The organism is Pseudomonas sp. RA_15y_Pfl2_54, from assembly GCF_963971015.1.
GTDB lineage: Bacteria > Pseudomonadota > Gammaproteobacteria > Pseudomonadales > Pseudomonadaceae > Aquipseudomonas > Aquipseudomonas baetica_A.
Genome location: NZ_CAXAPN010000023.1, coordinates 1 through 17464 on the forward strand (window position 1 = coordinate 1; position 17464 = coordinate 17464).

Genomic DNA, 17464 nt, shown 5'->3' on the forward strand with positions numbered 1-17464 from the left:
CCGTATGCCTATCTCAAAGATGTGCTGACGCGGTTGCCGACGCAACGGGCGAGTGAGATCGACCAACTGCTGCCGCATCAGTGGGTATCTGTCTGACTTACGCAACGTGAGTTGGGCAGACGCTTACAGACTGCCCCCCTCCTCACGCAAGGCATGAGGGTTTCCTGCACGGTGGATTAGCGTAATTACAGGTCTGCATTGAGCGGCGCGGGGGGCTTAAACATCTTTTGGGCGAGGGCATTGTTCAAGAATGAGCAATGCCAGGCATCTGCAACACTTATGGATACCCTAAGAAGAGCTACGGATATCGAGCGGGTCCAGCGAACCACCCGCCTCGCGTAACATAGCCAACCGCGCACCTTCTTGGGCGGTTAAAGCATAGAGCTGTTCCGGATTGGCAGCGCTAAGTTTCAACGCCATTGCCTCGATGCCTTCGGCAATCGGAATTGCCGATTTTCGTTCGGCCAGGCCGGTCAGAATCAGCTTAGCGGCCACCGTCACATCCATGCCGTTTTCGATATTCGGGTCGGAGTACCCACGTGCACTGCCATCGCCGGCTAACGCATTGACGGCCAAATCGGTGCGTAACGAGCCTGGCAGAATTACGCTGACGGTAATACCGTAGGCTTGTTCTACCTCGGCGCGGATGGTATCGAAGTAACCGATCACTGCGTGCTTGGCTCCCGAGTAGCCGCTTCGCAGTGGCGTGCCGACCTTGCCTGCGACCGAGCTGACCACTGCAAGGTGCCCGGCTTTACGCGCGACCATTTTCGGCAGCAACAATTGGGTTAGCGCCAGGGGGGCCATGTAATCGACTTCGATCAGTTGCCGATACACATCTAGATGAGTGTCAAGTGCCAGGCTGCGCTGGCTGATCCCTGCATTGTTGATCAGCATGTCAACTCGGCCGCTCCACGCCCAGGCGCGTTCGACAATATTGGGCAGGGCAGGGTAGTTAGTACTTTCGAAGGGAAGAATAAAACAGTGTTCTGGAGCTTGGGCGGCCACGCGCTCAAGTTCCTCGACCCTGCGACCAGAAAGAATTACTTTGGCGCCTTGTTGTAAAAACGCATTCGTCAGCGCTTCGCCGATGCCCGATGATGCGCCGGTTATCCAGATAATTTGGTTTTCGAACGACATAAGTTTCTCCGTTATTCTTATATATGCGGAAGCTGCGGCATAAGCTATAAGCTTGTGCGGCCGATTATATGGCTTGCGAGGGCGGCACGATGAGCTTTTCGATTAAAGGGAATTAATTTTAACTGCTTATGAAATTACACGTTAGCACTATTCTAGATGCTACGAATGCCGTATTCAGCGCGATTATGTTGGGGGGGTATCTGTAACTGAGGCTTATGGACTTTTCGTAATGGTGTGCAAATTTTCATTGGTTGGCATGACGCGCATAAGGTTTGATTAATTTTTCAATTGCTGGACAAGGGCGCCAATAGGTTTTTTTAGTGTACGTCCCCATTTGTGTAAAGTAGTTTCGGATTCATGAACCGGCGCCAACATCGGAACCTCCCCCTTCGTTGCATAACGAGGAAATAATCCCAGCGCGTTACCGCGATCGATACCCTGCTGTTGTCGTGGACTCCACAATAATGACCTGCTTATTCCTTTTATCTCATCGGCGACTGTCTCGGATCGCACTAAAGAAAAGCCGCTACCGTATAAGAGCTGCGTCGGCTCGACTAACTCCTTGAGTACCGCCATAGGGCCAGGGTAGGTCGTCAAAGCCGTATCGAAGTAAAAGCGCCTTAGATAGGTCATCACGCCTTGAGGAACGGCGTCGCTAAATTCTGGCAGGACATTCGCAAGCGAGATTCGCCACGCTGCATAAGGAAGAAATCCACCACCGTTGGAGAGAATCCAATTGATATGGGGGTATCGCTCCAGCGTGCCTGTAAAAATCAGATTGAGTGCCGCTCGCGTTGTATCGCAATCCAGTTCCAGACCAAACTGCGGCCTCTCGAGCAGCAGTTGGGAGCTGCTTGGGTGCAGATTTGGCGACAGAAAAACACTGGCGTGACGGCTATCCAGTTCTGCCATCAATTCATCAAATCGCGGATCGCCAAGAAATACCCCATCATTGCTGCCCATCAACGAAACGCCGTCAGCGTGCAAAGTATCGAGAGCGTACGTGGCTTCGACGCAAGCACTTTCAGTGGCGGGTAGGGGTAGCACGGCAAACGATCCAAAACGACCAGGATGAACCGCAGCCATCTTGGCCGCGAACTCATTACAGCTTCGTGCAAGCTCGGCTGCGGAGCGATCATTTCCGAAATAGACGCCCGGAGCCATTAGGGAAGTGATAGCGGTATGAATGCCCTGACTGTCCATCAGCGCCACTGATTGCTCTACCGTCCATTTGGGTAGCGGTGTACCTGTAAGCTTGTCTAATCCCTTGCGCGTTAAAGCGTCAAGGAATACGGGTGGCACTATATGATGGTGCACATCGATACGTCCTACGGGCGTGGCTACATCAGTCGTCGGCAAGGACTTCTGCGTGGTCATGTCGGCAACAACCACATGCTCAGGTGCGGTTGTAGCGAGCATCGTTGCGCCGGCCAGTAGACCTGCGCTGGCTATAAATTCTCGGCGTTTCATGGCAACCTCAAAGGTTAAAAGGTAGAAGTGACTAAAGATTGGGTTAGCGATCGCGCATACGTTCCGCCAGCGCAGCCATCGGTTTGGTCAGCCCGCGCTTGATCCGGCTGGACAACGATTCCTCCTCATAGATGGGGCTCGCCTGAGTCACTTCACCCGCTCTCTGATACTGCGCAAACAGCCGTAATGCATTACCGCGATTGATGGCGTAGAGTTCATCGGCTGACCAAAGCGGGTTTTCGTCCAGCGTCTGACATTGCAAGCTGGTTACAGGAGCAGGTGCGAATGGAAAGTCACTGCCAAACAGTATGTGCTCGGGCTCAACCAATTGTTTCAGGGCTGCCATCGAATAGCTCGACGGTGATAAAGCGGTGTCAAAATAAAATCTACGAATGTAGGAGAGCATCCCGTGGGGCAGCTTTTCCTGAAGTTGAGGTGTCGCATTGAACAGCGATACGCGCCAGGCGACATAGGGTAAGAAACCGCCGCCATGAGCCAGTAGCCAGCGAATTCGCGGGTACTTCTCCAAGGTTCCGTTAACGATCAGATTCACCGCACCGCGAGTCGTGTCACAGAGGAATTCGATTAAAAAACCGGGTGTTTTAAAACCTAGCTGTTCACTGCTCTTGTGAAGATTGGGATGCACGAAAACCACGGCACTCCGATCGTCGAGCTCGCTCATTAACTCATCAAAGCGCGGGTCGCCGAGAAAAAAACCATCGGTGCTGCCGAATAGCACTACACCTTCTGCCTTGAGCACATCCAACGAATAAATCGCCTCGTTGCAGGCGGCTTCTGTGAACGGCATAGGCAGCACCGCAAAATTACCAAATCTCTCAGGGTAATCATCACGCATTGTTGCCGCGTATTCGTTACAAGCTCGAGCCAAAGCTAGTGCCGGCCTTACGCCGTTACCGAGGTGCACTCCCGGTGTGGAAATAGAGGTTACGGCGCGTTGGATGCCATTCATATCCATCACATCAATGGATTTTTCAGGCGTCCACTTGGGCAGCAACGCTCCCGCGTGCCGTTCCATCCCTTTGCTGTAGATCGCCTCTTGATAGGCGGGAGGAACGAGGTGGTGGTGGAGGTCAATACGACCTTGTTTGATCGTCATTATTATTATTCCGGATGAGAGCTTGAATAGAACTGGATATAACATAGTGAAATTGGACAGGTCGGATCGATTCTGAACACATTTGTTCATTTGTGTCAAACGGCTCAGCTTCGGGCTGTCCATGGCCCTCGCTGGTACAGCTTCCTTTTGATTTTTATCTGCAGAAAGCGGCGGCGCAAGGTGAGAGCTGATCATGCGTGTTCATTTTTTTTGCAGATAAATGCTCGAAAAAAGGTGATCATCCTCCTGAAGGCACAAAATAAGACCAATATTCATAAGGCTCAACGGGCTTTTTGAGGGCCGGGCTCTGTGTGGATGGAAAAAACACTGTTGACGAAAATTGATCGCGAGTGTTCAATTGGGTCATTGATAGTTGGAGATTGAGTATGGAATCCCTGAGTCCGACACAGCGTCGCATTCACCAAGCAGCTTTTCGCTTGTTTGTTGAGAAAGGTACCGCGCAAATCAATATTCTCGACCTGGCGCGAGAGGCAGGCGTGGCGCGTGGGACTGTCTATAGCCACATTGAAAGCATGGACAGCTTGTTTGAAGCCGTTGCCAGTTATCTCGGACGGGAAATGCACGAACGCGTACGAAGAAGCGTTGACATGCTTGCGGATCCTGCTCAGGGCCTGGCTTACGGCATTCGCTTTTTTATTCGTCGAGCTCATGAGGAGCCGCAGTGGGGAGCATTCCTGCATCGGTTTGCCACCAGTAATGCTTCGTTACGGGAGATGTTTTCGAGTCAAGCGATGACCGACCTTTTGAGAGGCCTGTCCAGCGGGCGGTACAACTTCCGACAGGAGCAATTGCTGAGCGTCGTAACGCTGATTTCCAACAGCGTGCTGGGTTCGATTTTTCTGGTGCTCGAGGGGCATCGGACATGGCGTGACGCGGGTGCAGATAATGCAGAGCTTGTGCTAAGAGCGTTAGGTCTGCCCCCCGGAGAGGCGCGAGAGTTGGCGACGAGCGAATTACCAGCCCTGCCTTCTCTCTAATAAGGGCGTAATCACAGTCGATTGATTGACATCCCTCTAGCCGAGGGATGAGGGCGAAGCCTTGCCCGGAGAATTACGGAGAATAAAAATAATGAGTAGCACAAACGTTACGCCCTTTTTATCGACACACCAGCCCGCCCGGCATCCGCAACCAACAGTCAAGGCTCAAGGCCTGGCGCACCTTATTTTTGAACGGCCAGCGCTTGATGAAGCGGCACGCTTTCTGACGGACTTCGGGCTAATTGTCATTGAACAATCCGCCGATACGCTCTATCTGCGCGGCACCGAACCGATGGCTTACTGTTATCGGATTCATCGGGCAAAACAAGCACGCTTCATCGGCATTGGATTGAAAGTCCTGACCCTTGAGGACCTTGACCGACTTGCGCAGATACCCGGCGCTTCGGCAGTCGAAAATATCGCGCATCCAGGCGGCGGGAAATGCGTACGGCTGACCGATCCTTCAGGTTTCATCGTCGAGGCCGTTTGCGCTCAGAGCTATAGCAAGGCGCTTGAGCACAGACCTGCCCTGGCACTCAATCTGGCGCTGGAGCATGCTCGGATCAACGTCGCTCAGCGGCCACCCCTCGGCCCGCCGGAAGTACTCAGGCTCGGTCACGTCGTGATCGAGGTGGCTGACTATCAAGCCACGTGTGCCTGGTACACCCGACATTTCGGTTTAATTCCAAGCGACGTGCAAGTGCTGCCTGATGGCTCACCCATCGTCTCTTTTTTGCGTCTGGATCTTGGACAACAGCCTGCCGATCACCACACCCTTGCGATCGCGCAAGGATTCATGGCCGGTTACAGCCATAGTGCGTTTGAGGTCGTTGATGCTGACGCGGTTGGCATGGGGCAGCGTGTTCTGGAAGAAAAAGGCTGGACTCATGCGTGGGGAATCGGGCGCCACATTCTGGGAAGCCAAATTTTTGATTATTGGCAAGATCCTTGGGGTGACAAGCACGAGCATTATTGTGATGGGGACGTCTTTACGTCTGCTCATCCAACCGGGACTCACGCGGTGAGTGCCGAGGCGATGGCGCAATGGGGCCAGCGCATGCCCAAAAGCTTCACCAGACCCCGGATAAGCCTCGCCAGTCTGCGCATTCTTGTTCGTAGTCTCAGGCGGAGTCCGGACGTCACGCTGCGCAAACTCAGAAGCCTTTTGCGGTTGTTCGGCTAGGGGCGGTCGTTGCCGCGTGTTTCTTCTTTTACAACATTACCGACACCCATCCAGAACAATTATTACGTTCAAGCGCGACGTAGCGCCGACCCATCGAAGCTCAGGAGTACCGTCAATGTCAGTTGTACATGTTGTCCGCTTCTCTTATCGCAATGACATCCATTGGGGCGTGGTACGCCAGGGTCTTATTACGGTTATTCCGGGTAGCTTTGAAACGACCGGTGATTTTATTCGCAATAACAACATTGATGATCTTGCTTTAACAAAGGGAACAGAGTTGGTCCTAAGCGACGTGCAGTTGCTATCACCGATTACCCGAAATCAGCAGTTTGTTTGTCAGGGCGCCAATTATCGGCAGCACATGATTGAGTCAGGGATGGACCCTGACGTGAAGAAATACAACATGATCTTCACCAAGGCGACCAGCTGTATTGTGCCGGCGGACAACGACCTGATCAAACCGCGCGAGGTGCGTTTTCTCGATTATGAGATTGAGCTCGGGCTGGTCATGCGCAGCGATATCAGCAGCAAGGTCAAGGTCGACGAAAGCAACCTGCATCAGTTCATTGCAGGCGTGGTGATCGTCAACGATTACTCGGCGCGCGACATCCAGATTCCACAGATGCAGTTCTACAAAGGCAAAAGCTTTCGTACGTTCGGTCCAGTGGGGCCGTACCTCTGCCTGCTGCCCCCGGAAAAAATGGCTTACCTGAAAAATTTGCAGTTACGTCTGACGGTGAATGGTGAGGTGCGTCAGAGTGATTCAACCGCAAACCTGGTGTTTGGTCCGGCGGAGACGCTCAGCGAGTTGTCAGGTATCCAGGACCTTGCAGCGGGCGACCTGATAGCTACTGGTACGCCCGCAGGGTGTGCGTTGACCGTACCGTCACCGGCCAAGCAGCGCATCGCGGCGTTACTGCCCGAAGCCACCAAATGGAAAATGTTCCTCAAGGCACAGGAGGGCCGTTCTCAATACCTCAAGGCTGGCGACCTCGTCGAAGCAAGCATCCGCAGCACCGATGGTGTGGTTGACCTGGGCGTGCAACGCAATCGTGTGGTGGAGCAAATCTGATGCCAATACGAGACTTTGCCGACATACAGGTTGTGGAATCTGTGCCACTGGCCGAGCGTAATCTCGCTCCGAGCACATATGAGGCACTGCGGCGCAGCGCGGAAAGTCATCCGCAAGCGACCGCGTTGAGTTTTTTCCTTGATGCCGCAGACTTCGCCCATACCCATGACTGGAGCTACGCCGAGCTCTTCGCCGACATCACCCGTGCGGCCAATGCCTTCCACGATTTAGGTGTTGTGCCGGGCGAGGTGATCGCGTTTGTCCTGCCTAATCTGCCGGAAACTCACTTCACTATTTGGGGGGGGGAGGCTGCAGGCATTGTCATGGCGATCAATCCGCTGCTTGAGGTGCCGCAAGTTATTGATCTCTTGCGCGCTGCTCGTGCCAGGGTCGTGGTGGCACTGGCCCCCGGACCTGGCAACGATCTCTGGCCTAGGTTAGCCGGTCAGCTCAATACCTTGCATGACCTGAAGCACATCGTGTGGGTGAGCCTGGAACCCTACGTTAATCATGAAAGGGGGGCTGCTCTGCGCAGCATCGCCTTGCACGAGAAAAGCTTGCACAAAGATGTCGTGATTCATACTGACCTGCGCACATTGATGCTGGCGCAACCGGATGACACCCTCAAAAGCGGTCGGCAGATAGGTCAGGACGAAGTTTCTTCTTATTTCTGCACTGGGGGCACCACAGGCCTTCCGAAGATTGCTGCGCGCACTCACGGTTCGGAAGTTTTCAATGCCTGGGCAATGGCCACTCACATGCAACCGCGTGACATTGGTCAGGTTGTTTTCTGTGGGCTGCCTCTGTTTCATGTCAACGGTCAATTGGTCACCGGGTTGATGCCCTGGACTCAAGGCGACCGAGTCATTCTCGGCACCCCTCAGGGGTATCGTGGGCCGAGGGTCGTAGAGCGGTTCTGGAGCATGGTTGAGCATTTTCATGTCAATTTTTTCTCCGGGGTACCTACTTTCTACGCTGCATTGCTGCAGCAAGACTCACAGGATCATGACCTGTCCAGTCTCAGCTACGCCTTGTGCGGCGCCGCACCGATGCCGGTCGAGCTTTTCCGTGAATTTGAGCGTCGGATTGGCGTGCGCTTGCTCGAAGGATATGGCCTTACAGAAGGCGCTTGTGTTTCTTCGGTCAACCCTCCACTGGGCGATCGGCGCATTGGCTCGATTGGTTTGCGTCTGGTTTATCAGGATATGCGCGCAGTCGTGTTGGACTCGAATGGCCAGTACGAACGTGATGCTGACTTGGAAGAAGTCGGGGTGATTGCAATACAGGGGCCCAATATATTCAACGGTTACCTGGAACATAGCCATAACCAAGGCGTGTGGATTGATATAGGCGGTAAGCGGTGGCTGAACACAGGTGATTTGGGGCGCCAGGACGCTCAAGGTTATTTCTGGCTTACAGGCCGCAGAAAGGAACTGATTATTAGGGGGGGGCACAACATTGATCCCAAGCAAATCGAAGAAGCGCTGCAGGCACACCCGGCCGTTGCGTTGGTGGCTGCTGTAGGTAGCCCGGATGCATATGCTGGCGAGGTTCCGGTTGCTTACGTGCAGTTGCTTCCCGGGCAGGTCTGCACTGTTGAGGCACTACTGGAATTCGCTGGACGACACATCAGTGAGCGCGCCGCAGTACCCAAGCGCATCGAGTTGTTGGAAGCACTGCCGTTGACACCGGTGGGTAAAATTTTCAAGCCAGCCTTGCAGCAGCGTGAAATTTCCCAAGTGATTCTCAACGAGGCAAAGGCGGCAGGATTAGACGGGGTAACGGTGCATGTTCTACAAGACAGCCGCCTTGGCATCGTCGCGCGTATCAACGCCGGAGCCGAACGCGAACAGCTGGAGCGGTTAATCGGTCGCTATAGCTTTAAAGTTGATTGGGCCTAATAGACTTTCTTAAGTTAACAACTTTCGGTTTGCCATGGCCGACTGGGTTGATTTTCCTGTATCGCTTTGAACTTGTTTTGTTTTGTCGTGGGCGTTTTCAGCCGGCGATAATAAAAGCTGTGCGTGTGATTCATCAAAAATAAGAGAGGCCGTTAAATGAAGAGAGTGCGTATGCCATTGAAGTTACACCGGGTGCGTAAGGCATCGATGACGAACAATGTGTTGCTCGAGTGATATCAAGCGTGCGTGATTGATCTGGAGGACATACGGGGTTTTCTATTCAGTGCTCATCAGGAACTCAAATAATGATAAAAATAAAAACCAAAACCATGCTTGGCGTCGTTGCCACACTTGTTTCTTCGCCATTATTCGCAGGTGGTTTTGCCATCAACGAAACCAGCGTCAGCGCAATGGGGACAGGGTATGCAGGGCGATCCTCTTCTGCCATTGATGCGAGCACTGTCCAAACAAATCCTGCCGGCATGTCTCGTCTGAAAAACGAACAAGTCAGTGCCGGGGTTGCTGTCATTGATGCCAAAACAGACACCAGTGATACGCGCAGTACTTTTGGCGGCAAAGAAGGTGGCGATGTGGTTCCTATTGGCCTTGCGCCGATGGGGTATTACGTAAAGCCCATTGATGAACACTGGGCGGTTGGTTTCGGCGTATATGTACCATTTGGGTTGATCACGGACTACGGGAGTGACTTCGCAGGCCGTTACTTTGCTAACAAAAGCAAAGTAGAGATTATTACCTTTCAGCCTACCGTCAGCTATGCCTTCAACGATAAGGTATCTATCGGCTTCGGCCCAACCATCAATCGAGTCGCCGGCGAGCTGTCCTCGCAAGTACCCAACATCGTCACCCCAGGAAGCAATGACGGCAAGATCAAGGTCAACGGTACCGACACGGCCCTTGGTTTTAATGCCGGTGTGTTGATACAAGCTACTGATAGCACCCGTTTGGGTCTGACCTATCACTCCAAGGTGAGTTATCGCCTGGAAGGGGATACTAAAGTTTCCGGTGGCACGTTTAGCCTGCTGAATGTTAGCGGTCAACATTATAATGCTGAACTTGAACTGGACACTCCGGAGTCAGTGGATTTCTCGCTCACGCATAAGCTCAACGACGACTGGACAGTCTATGCGGGCAGCACCTGGACGCGTTGGAGCCGCTTTAAAAAAGTTACTGTCGAGAGCAGCGGCGTCAGTCCGAGTCTCGGTGGTTCATTGGACGCGGTGACTGAAGAACAGAATTGGCACGATACCTGGGCTCATGCCATCGGTGCTGCATATCAGTTGAATAAGGAATGGGTATTGCGTACTGGTTTATCGGTCGATCAATCACCCACTGACAATGCCCATCGTTCCGCACGTTTTCCGACTGGTGATCGTCGGGCCATAAGCTTCGGTGCTGGCTGGACGCCAGTGAGTAACCTGACCATTGACTTTGCTTACTCCTATCTTAAAGAAGAAACCGTCAAGGTCAGTGCAGTTTCGGCATCTAGTGGCGTGTATAACTCTACGTACAGCAACAGCGGCAGCGGATTTGCTACTTCGCTTACCTACCGTTTTTAATATTCGGTGAACTTGTTATTTAAAATGACATGGCGACAAAACCAGTCTTCGTGCTAGAGAGATTTCATGAAGGCTGGTTTTCAATTCTGTCCGATTAAAGCCAACTGCTGTCCGAACACTACGTTCCGCAAGATCGCTGCTTCCATAAAGCTGCGCGTGATGCGGCTCTGCGAATCGCCGCGACGGCGCACTACGTGCGCTCTCGCCATAAACGTAATAAGATCGAAATGCTGTTTGTCCACCTCAAGCGAATCCTGAAATTGGATCGCCTGAGACTACGTGGAATGAGTGGCACGACTGATAAGCTCATTGGCCGCTGCGGTGCAGAACCTGGGACGACTGGTCAAATTTCAAGGGCCACCGGACACGGGATAGCAGCGTCCGCACTAAGCAAAAATCTCAAGCCAGCCCAATAACAGAGCAGCAAAGGTCAACCAAAAGTCGAGAAACCACTCAATTTGGTAAGTAGGTTCTCCGGATAGTAATCACGCCTAAGTTCAGGCCAGCTAAAAACCGCCTTTTCAGCAGAGTCGAGCTCAACCTATTGCTCTCGTGAGCCTGAAAGTACCACTACTGGATAGACGCGCTAACGTGATCCTAGGTAGTCAGCAGCCGGCGCACCTATTTCTTGAAGTTTCACAGGACTTCGATAGATGGGCAGCAAGAGGAGAAGCATTGTGCCCATATCTGTTGAAGCGCAACTGCCACATCATTTCTGCATTGCTCAGCAACCCGACCAGGATATTGGTCAAACATATGCGGAACACCTGGATAGACGTGGAGCTCGGTGACCACGCCTGCGCGCGATAGCTTCAAGGCGAAGTCCACGTCTTCCTCCAGAAAAAGATCCAGGGCCCCGACTACAATAAAGCTGTGTGGCAATCCCTGAAGATCAGGCGCAAGCGCGGCGGAAAACAGAAAATCCTCTCCATCGCCAAGGGTGTACGACCCTTGCAGGCATCGCCAGCAAATCTGGTTTGCTCGTCGCCCCCAATTCAACGTACCGGTGGTGGGGTTCTCGGTGGGGGCTGCCGGCGAGCCGGTTCTGTGATCGAGCATCGGGTAAATCATGACCAGACCCGCCACGGAATATTCGCGCCGTTCGCGAACCAACAGGGCCAACGACGCAGCCAGTCCACCGCCGGCACTGTGGCCCGTGATGACGACTTTTTTCGGATCAAGCCCCAGCGTAGGTCCCTGCCGCAACAGCCAGGCGAGCGCGGTGTAGCAATCCTGCAGCGGAGCGGGAAACGGATGCTCCGGAGCCAGTCGGTAATCGACTGCGACGACGACTGCTTGGGATTCCTCAGCGAGCGCGGCGAGGTAGTCGTCGTTCATTTCCGGGCAGCCCAGTACGAAGCCTCCGCCATGCAGGTACAAAATAGCCGGGAGTACCTTAGCCTCCGGCATGGGCCTTGGACGGTAAATGCACAGGCGCACACCGCCCGAGCCGGTCCAGCGTTGCTCTGCGCATCACATCTCGGGTGTCTTGGCGTTGGCGCTGATCCGGCCTCGGATGGCGGGGAGCGTGGCGAGCGTCCACTCAGTGGAAGGCTCTGCGAAGAAAAACGCGTAATCGGGATCCAGCAGGGTGTCAGCGTTCAAGGCGTGTTTCCTCCATGCCAAGGGGCTGATTGAGCCCCTTGCAGGTGTAAATCCTATAACCAACCCTTGATCTGCGTGCACACAGCCTGGGTGGAAATACCGTATCGATCATGCAACGTCGGCAGTGCGCCCGCATCGAGGAATGCGTCTGGCAGGGCGATTTGCCGGTACGTCGGCGTCACCCCGTTGCGCAACAGCACGGTGGCCACCGCTTCGCCCAACCCGCCGATGATGGAGTGGTTTTCCGCAGTCACCACCAGCCGCCCCGGCTTTCTGGCCTCGGCCAGAATGGTCTGCTCATCCAAAGGCTTGATGGTCGGCACGTGCAGCACCGCGACATCCACGCCATCCGCCTGGAGTTCCTTGGCCGCTTCCAGGGCGCGCATCGTCATCAAGCCGGTGGAGATGATCAGTACGTCGTTGCCTGTACGAAGGGTTTTGGCTTTGCCGATCTCGAATTTATAACCATATTCGTCGAGTACCAGCGGTACGTTGCCGCGCAGCAAACGCATGTAGACCGGGCCTTGATGCGCAGCGATGGCAGGCACCGCCTGTTCGATTTCCAGGGCATCGCAAGGGTCGACGATCATCAGGTTCGGCATGGCGCGGAAAATCGCCAAATCATCGGTTGCCTGGTGGCTGGGGCCGTACCCGGTGGTCAGGCCTGGCAGGCCGCAGACAATTTTAACGTTGAGGTTTTCCTCGGCAATCGCCATGCAGATGAAGTCATAGGCGCGGCGCGAAGCAAACACCGCATAAGTCGTGGCGAAGGGCACGAAACCCTCCCGCGCCATGCCCGCTGCGGCGCTCATCAACAACTGTTCAGCCATGCCCATCTGGTAGAAACGATCCGGGTGTGCCTTGGCAAAGATGTGCAGGTCGGTGTATTTGGACAAGTCAGCCGATAAACCCACGATCTCCAGGCGCTGGTCCGCGAGCGCTGCCAATGCATGGCCAAAGGGCGCGGACCGAGTGGCCTGACCTTCAGCGGCAATCGAGGCAATCATCGCGGAGGTTGTCAGCTTTTTCTTCACGACCGCGGGCGCTTGAGCTGATGTGTTGTTTGCAGTGCTCATAGTGTTTTGCCTTCTTCGAGGTTGTTCAAGGCCACATCCCATTCGTGCTCATCCACCCGGATGAAGTGGGTTTTTTCGCGGGTTTCCAGGAACGGTACGCCTTTGCCCATCCTGGTATCGCAGATGATGACGCGCGGTTGTGCGGCGGGGTGGCTGCGGGCTGCGTCGAACGCTTGGACCAGAGCGTCCAGATCGTTACCGTCTACGCGCTGGGTGAACCAGCCAAAGGCTTGCCAGCGATCAACGATGGGTTCAAACGCCAGCACCTCGCTGGAGTGACCGTCGGCTTGCTGATTGTTGACGTCGACGATGGCGATCAGGTTGTCGAGTTTCCAGTGCGACGCTGACATGACCGCTTCCCAGGTGGAGCCCTCATTCAACTCACCATCCGAGAGCAGGTTGTAAACGAAAGACGCGGATTGTTTGCGCTTCAAGCCCAGGCAGGCACCCACCGCAATGCCCAGTCCCTGGCCCAGCGAGCCACCGGTGATTTCCATGCCGGGTGTGTACGTGGCCATGCCGGACATGGGCAGGCGGCTGTCATCCGAGCCGTAGGTTTCAAGCTCGTCCAGTGGAATGATTTCAGCCTCGATCAGCGCGGCATACAACGCGATCGCGTAGTGACCGATAGAGAGGTAAAAGCGATCACGCTGATCCCACTCAGGGTCTTCGGGCTTGTAGTTCAAGGCATGGAAGTACGACACGGCCAGCAAGTCTGCCGCGCCCAGCGCTTGACCGACATAGCCCTGGCCTTGGACTTGCCCCATGCGCAGGGCGTGACGACGGATATTATGGGCACGCTCGGTCAGCGGCTTGGATGAAACGTAGGAGGGCTGGGTAGTCATGGTAGAACTCCGGTTACTCAACGATTGACCAGGGCGGCGGGAATGCGCAGCACCAGCAAGGCACCGCCCAGCAGAACGCCGGTGATAAGGTACATGCCGATGGCGCTGGAGCCGGTCTGTGTGGTGATCCAGCCAATCAGGTAGGGCGAGCAGAAACCTGCAAGGTTGGCGAAGCTGTTGACTGCCGCGATGCCCGCGGCGGCAGACACACCGCCGAGCAAGGTGGTGGGCAGCATCCAGAACATTGAAGAAGCGGACAGGATGCCGGACGCCGCCAGGCACAGGCTCAGAATGGACAGGACAATGTTGCCTCCGAGCTGCGCGGCCAGGGTCAGTCCGATGGCACCGGCGATCATCGGCCCGATCAGATGCCAACGCCGTTCGCGATGTTTGTCGCCACTGCGTCCGACCAGCAGCATCGCCGCAATGGCACAGAGATAAGGCAGGCTGGTCAGGAAACCGATATGCAGCGGATCGGAAACCCCGGCATTGCGCACCAGAGTGGGCAGCCAGAAGGTGATTGCGTACTGGCCCATCACCACGCAGAAATAGATACCCGCCAGCAGCCACAGACGGCGGTCACGTATGAACTCCCCCACAGAGGCGTGGGTAACCTTCTTCTGGTCGTCTTCGGCCAGCTCGCGGCTGATCAGGGCTTTCTCGTCGTCATCCAGCCAGGTGGCCTGATGCACGCCGTCCTTGAGGTAGCTCAGCACCAGCAGCCCGACAATCACCGTGGGAATGGCTTCGAGCACAAACATCCACTGCCAGCCAGCCCAGCCATGAACACCGGCGAAGGCGTTCATGATCCAGCCGGAAAGCGGGCCACCGACCATGCCCGAGAGCGGAATGGCGATAAACCATAACACCGTCATGCGGGCACGCCGATAGGACGGAAACCAGTAGGTCAGGTACAGCAACAGGCCAGGGGCAAGGCCGGCTTCGGCGACGCCCAGCAGAAAGCGCAGGGCGTAGAACTGCCAGGCGGTTTCGACGAAGGCGAACAGGGCGGAGATGATGCCCCAGGTGATCATGATGCGGGCGATCCAGACGCGTGCACCGACCTTATGCAAAATGATGTTGCTGGGCACTTCGCAGAGGAAGTAGCCAATGAAGAACATGCCCGCGCCCAGCCCATAGACCGTTTCGCTGAGGGCCAGGTCGTTCATCATCTGCAGCTTGGCAAAGCCGACATTCACGCGGTCGAGGTAGGCGCACAAGTAGCACAGCATGAGGAAAGGCATCAGGCGCCACGCGGTTTTGCGGTAGGCGTTGGTGCGCACGGTCGAAACCGCTTCAAGCGACAGGGTTGTCATGATGGTCTGATCTCTTGTTTTTATTGACCGCCAGGCCACAAGGCCCGGCTGCATCGTCGATCCAGATCCGCACGGGCTGCAAGGCCCGCCAGGTGTACTCAGTGAATCAGCATGCCGCCGTTCACATCCAGGGTGATGCCGGTCAGGTACGAGGACAGGTCGCTGGCCAGGAACAGGGCCGCGTTGGCCACGTCCTGGGCTTCACCCAGGCGGCCCAACGGGATGCCGTCGATGATTGCGTGGCGCCGTTCGTCCTGCATCAGGCCGCCGGTGATATCGGTATGAATCAAACCCGGTGCAATAGAGTTGACGCGAATGTTGTCCGCGCCGAATTCCCGCGCCATGGCCTTGCCCAGCCCGAGCACACCGGCTTTCGCTGCGCTGTAGTGCGGGCCGCCGAAAATGCCACCGCCGCGCTGGGCCGATACGGATGACATGCACACGATGCTGCCGGCTGCCTGAGCGCGCATCACCGGAATGACCGCCTGCGACATCAACAGCGTGCCGCGCAGGCTCACATCCAGAACCTTGTCGTAGTCGCTTGGGCGTATATCCAGGGTCCTGATCGGCTGCGTGATTCCGGCATTGTTGATGAGTATGTCGATACGGCCGTATTGCGCGACAACCTTGGCGACGGCTGCTTTGACTTGTGTCTCGTCGGCGACGTTGGCCTCCAGGCCCAGATGGCCTTCACCAAGGGTGGCTGCGGCGTCACGGGCGGCGGATTCGTCGAGATCCAGGATCACAACGCGGGCGCCGTGTTTGGCGAAGGTGACAGCGGTTGCGCGGCCGATACCACGCTCGGATGCAGCGCCGGTGATAATCGCGACTTTGCCTTGAAGAAGCATGAGGGTTACCTCTGATTGTTTTTATGGTTCGATTCAGCGATCGATGGCTCAGAGTGGTCCCCGCGAGCAGGCCGAGCAATAACGCAAACGTCACTGCTACATGAATAAAATTCAGCACTCGTCAATCCAGAACGCAAATGCTTGAATGGCGCTGCCCGTTCAACACCAAAACAATAGGCTCAATACTGATGCGCCAGGACGATACCTCTTCATCCCATCTGCCACCGCTGAGAGCAATTCAAGCCTTCGAGCAGACCGCCCGTTTTGGCAACCTCGCTAGAGCGGCCGAAGTGCTGGACCTCACGCCTTCGGCGATCAGCCACCAATTGGCCAAACTGGAGGTCATGATTGGTCGACAGTTGTTTGTGCGCGCGGCGCGCGGGGTGACACTGACGCCAGTCGGCGAGCAGTATTTGAGGGACATTTCAGGATTGTTGCAAAGCCTGGAGGTCGCTACCGAGCGGGCAGCGAGTGACGTCAGCCTGGATTGCCTGCGACTGCATTCCTCCCCCAGCTTTGGCTTGCTCTGGCTGATGCCCCGGTTGGAGTCATTTCGCATGACCAACCCGGACATCCAGATCAATTTGTCATGCTCATACGAGTCGCTGCATTTCAGCCAGGACAAGATTGATGTGGATATTCGTCATGGCCGGCCGAACTGGCCCAGCTACGAAGTGCGCACCGTGCGAAACGAAAGCTTCGCGGTGCTGGCCTCGCCCAAGCTGATCGCGCGCTGTGGGGTAAAAAACGCGGCTGATCTTCTGGCTCAAGAGTTGATTCTTTCCGAAGCGACCTTGCTCAGATGGCCTGAATGGTTCGCTCAGCACGGCCTGGCGCGCCCCGAAAAGCCCTACGCCTTGAGTTTTGATCGATCCTACATGAGCCTGGAAGCGGCGAGCCACGGCTTGGGCTTCGCCCTTGAAAGCACGCTGCTGGCGCAGAAGTACCTCGCCAACGGTTCGCTGATCGAAGTGGCCCCCGAAATCTTGAGTTCCCCGGTAGCCGCCCATCATTTGGTGTTCCCGAAAGCGCACTCGAGTTTTCCCAGAGTCAGGCGATTTCTGGAATGGATGGAGGGAGAGCTCGGGCATAGTTTCGTGTTTTAGCCGAAGAGTTCCAACGCGATCATTTGACAAACGTTTGGGCTGAACTGTAGTTCCGGGGCCAACTCCTCTTCACCACTGGCAGTTGCGGGGTGCCAGCAGTCGGATAATTAAGCGGTGACGTAGAGGGATTCGATGTTGCTGGTACTTCTCGAGACTGAGCCTGCGTAACTGATGTCTTCGGTTTGATAAATACATCCAAATGGCTAGGAC

At 55.3% G+C, this 17464-nt stretch carries 16 protein-coding genes and 1 pseudogene; 8 read left to right on the top strand and 9 right to left on the bottom strand.

Annotated features, from left to right (window positions below):
- The coding region (locus AACY50_RS17465; protein ID WP_221733679.1) for a transposase domain-containing protein at positions 1 to 96 on the top strand (96 nt) is incomplete at its 5' end.
- A gap of 192 nt (positions 97 to 288) precedes the next feature.
- Here the strand turns inward: AACY50_RS17465 and AACY50_RS17470 are convergent.
- The 3 genes from AACY50_RS17470 to AACY50_RS17480 form a co-directional block, all read right to left on the bottom strand.
- A complete protein-coding gene (locus tag AACY50_RS17470) occupies positions 289 to 1140 on the bottom strand; it encodes an SDR family NAD(P)-dependent oxidoreductase (protein WP_339508597.1) in 852 nt (283 codons plus the stop codon).
- A gap of 276 nt (positions 1141 to 1416) precedes the next feature.
- On the bottom strand, positions 1417 to 2610 hold the full coding sequence (locus AACY50_RS17475) for an amidohydrolase family protein (RefSeq protein ID WP_339508599.1): 1194 nt from the start codon (positions 2608 to 2610) through the stop codon (positions 1417 to 1419).
- A 43-nt stretch (positions 2611 to 2653) separates the two neighbouring features.
- Positions 2654 to 3922 (bottom strand): amidohydrolase family protein, encoded by a 1269-nt coding sequence (locus AACY50_RS17480; protein ID WP_339538903.1) that lies wholly within the window; start codon positions 3920 to 3922, stop codon positions 2654 to 2656.
- Between the two features lie 191 nt (positions 3923 to 4113).
- Here AACY50_RS17480 and AACY50_RS17485 point away from each other — a divergent pair, with 191 nt between their 5' ends.
- The 6 genes and pseudogenes from AACY50_RS17485 to AACY50_RS17510 all read left to right on the top strand — a co-directional run.
- Positions 4114 to 4725: a TetR/AcrR family transcriptional regulator gene (locus AACY50_RS17485; RefSeq protein ID WP_339482044.1), complete on the top strand. Its 612-nt coding sequence runs from the start codon at positions 4114 to 4116 to the stop codon at positions 4723 to 4725.
- Between the two features lie 91 nt (positions 4726 to 4816).
- Positions 4817 to 5908, top strand: coding sequence for a VOC family protein (locus AACY50_RS17490; protein WP_339508603.1), 1092 nt, complete (start codon positions 4817 to 4819; stop codon positions 5906 to 5908).
- Positions 5909 to 6023: 115 nt separating this feature from the next.
- Positions 6024 to 6980, top strand: coding sequence for a fumarylacetoacetate hydrolase family protein (locus tag AACY50_RS17495; RefSeq protein ID WP_339482046.1), 957 nt, complete (start codon positions 6024 to 6026; stop codon positions 6978 to 6980).
- A complete protein-coding gene (locus AACY50_RS17500) occupies positions 6980 to 8881 on the top strand; it encodes an acyl-CoA synthetase (protein ID WP_339508605.1) in 1902 nt (633 codons plus the stop codon). Before AACY50_RS17495 ends, AACY50_RS17500 begins: the two co-directional genes overlap by 1 nt.
- 305 nt (positions 8882 to 9186) lie before the next feature.
- Entirely contained in the window at positions 9187 to 10458 is a 1272-nt protein-coding gene (locus AACY50_RS17505; RefSeq protein ID WP_339538904.1) for an OmpP1/FadL family transporter, read from the top strand.
- 87 nt (positions 10459 to 10545) lie between these two features.
- A pseudogene (locus AACY50_RS17510) lies at positions 10546 to 10833 on the top strand (transposase); the annotation flags it as partial.
- 261 nt (positions 10834 to 11094) lie between these two features.
- Here the strand turns inward: AACY50_RS17510 and AACY50_RS17515 are convergent.
- The 6 genes from AACY50_RS17515 to AACY50_RS17540 form a co-directional block, all read right to left on the bottom strand.
- Positions 11095 to 11898 carry an alpha/beta hydrolase gene (locus tag AACY50_RS17515; protein ID WP_339538905.1) on the bottom strand — a complete coding sequence of 268 codons (804 nt, stop codon included), beginning with the start codon at positions 11896 to 11898 and terminating at the stop codon, positions 11095 to 11097.
- A gap of 33 nt (positions 11899 to 11931) precedes the next feature.
- Positions 11932 to 12063, bottom strand: coding sequence for a hypothetical protein (locus tag AACY50_RS17520; RefSeq protein WP_339538906.1), 132 nt, complete (start codon positions 12061 to 12063; stop codon positions 11932 to 11934).
- 53 nt (positions 12064 to 12116) lie between these two features.
- A complete protein-coding gene (locus tag AACY50_RS17525; protein WP_137211904.1) occupies positions 12117 to 13139 on the bottom strand; it encodes a transketolase family protein in 1023 nt (340 codons plus the stop codon).
- The gene (locus AACY50_RS17530) at positions 13136 to 13984 is read right to left on the bottom strand and encodes a transketolase (RefSeq protein WP_339538907.1); all 849 of its coding nucleotides are present in this window, start codon (positions 13982 to 13984) and stop codon (positions 13136 to 13138) included. Before AACY50_RS17530 ends, AACY50_RS17525 begins: the two co-directional genes overlap by 4 nt.
- Before the next feature lie 17 nt (positions 13985 to 14001).
- Positions 14002 to 15300 carry an MFS transporter gene (locus AACY50_RS17535; protein WP_339538908.1) on the bottom strand — a complete coding sequence of 433 codons (1299 nt, stop codon included), beginning with the start codon at positions 15298 to 15300 and terminating at the stop codon, positions 14002 to 14004.
- Positions 15301 to 15398: 98 nt separating this feature from the next.
- The gene (locus AACY50_RS17540; RefSeq protein ID WP_339538909.1) at positions 15399 to 16148 is read right to left on the bottom strand and encodes an SDR family NAD(P)-dependent oxidoreductase; all 750 of its coding nucleotides are present in this window, start codon (positions 16146 to 16148) and stop codon (positions 15399 to 15401) included.
- A gap of 188 nt (positions 16149 to 16336) precedes the next feature.
- Here AACY50_RS17540 and AACY50_RS17545 point away from each other — a divergent pair, with 188 nt between their 5' ends.
- Entirely contained in the window at positions 16337 to 17254 is a 918-nt protein-coding gene (locus AACY50_RS17545) for a LysR substrate-binding domain-containing protein (protein ID WP_339538910.1), read from the top strand.
- Positions 17255 to 17464 lie beyond the last annotated feature (210 nt).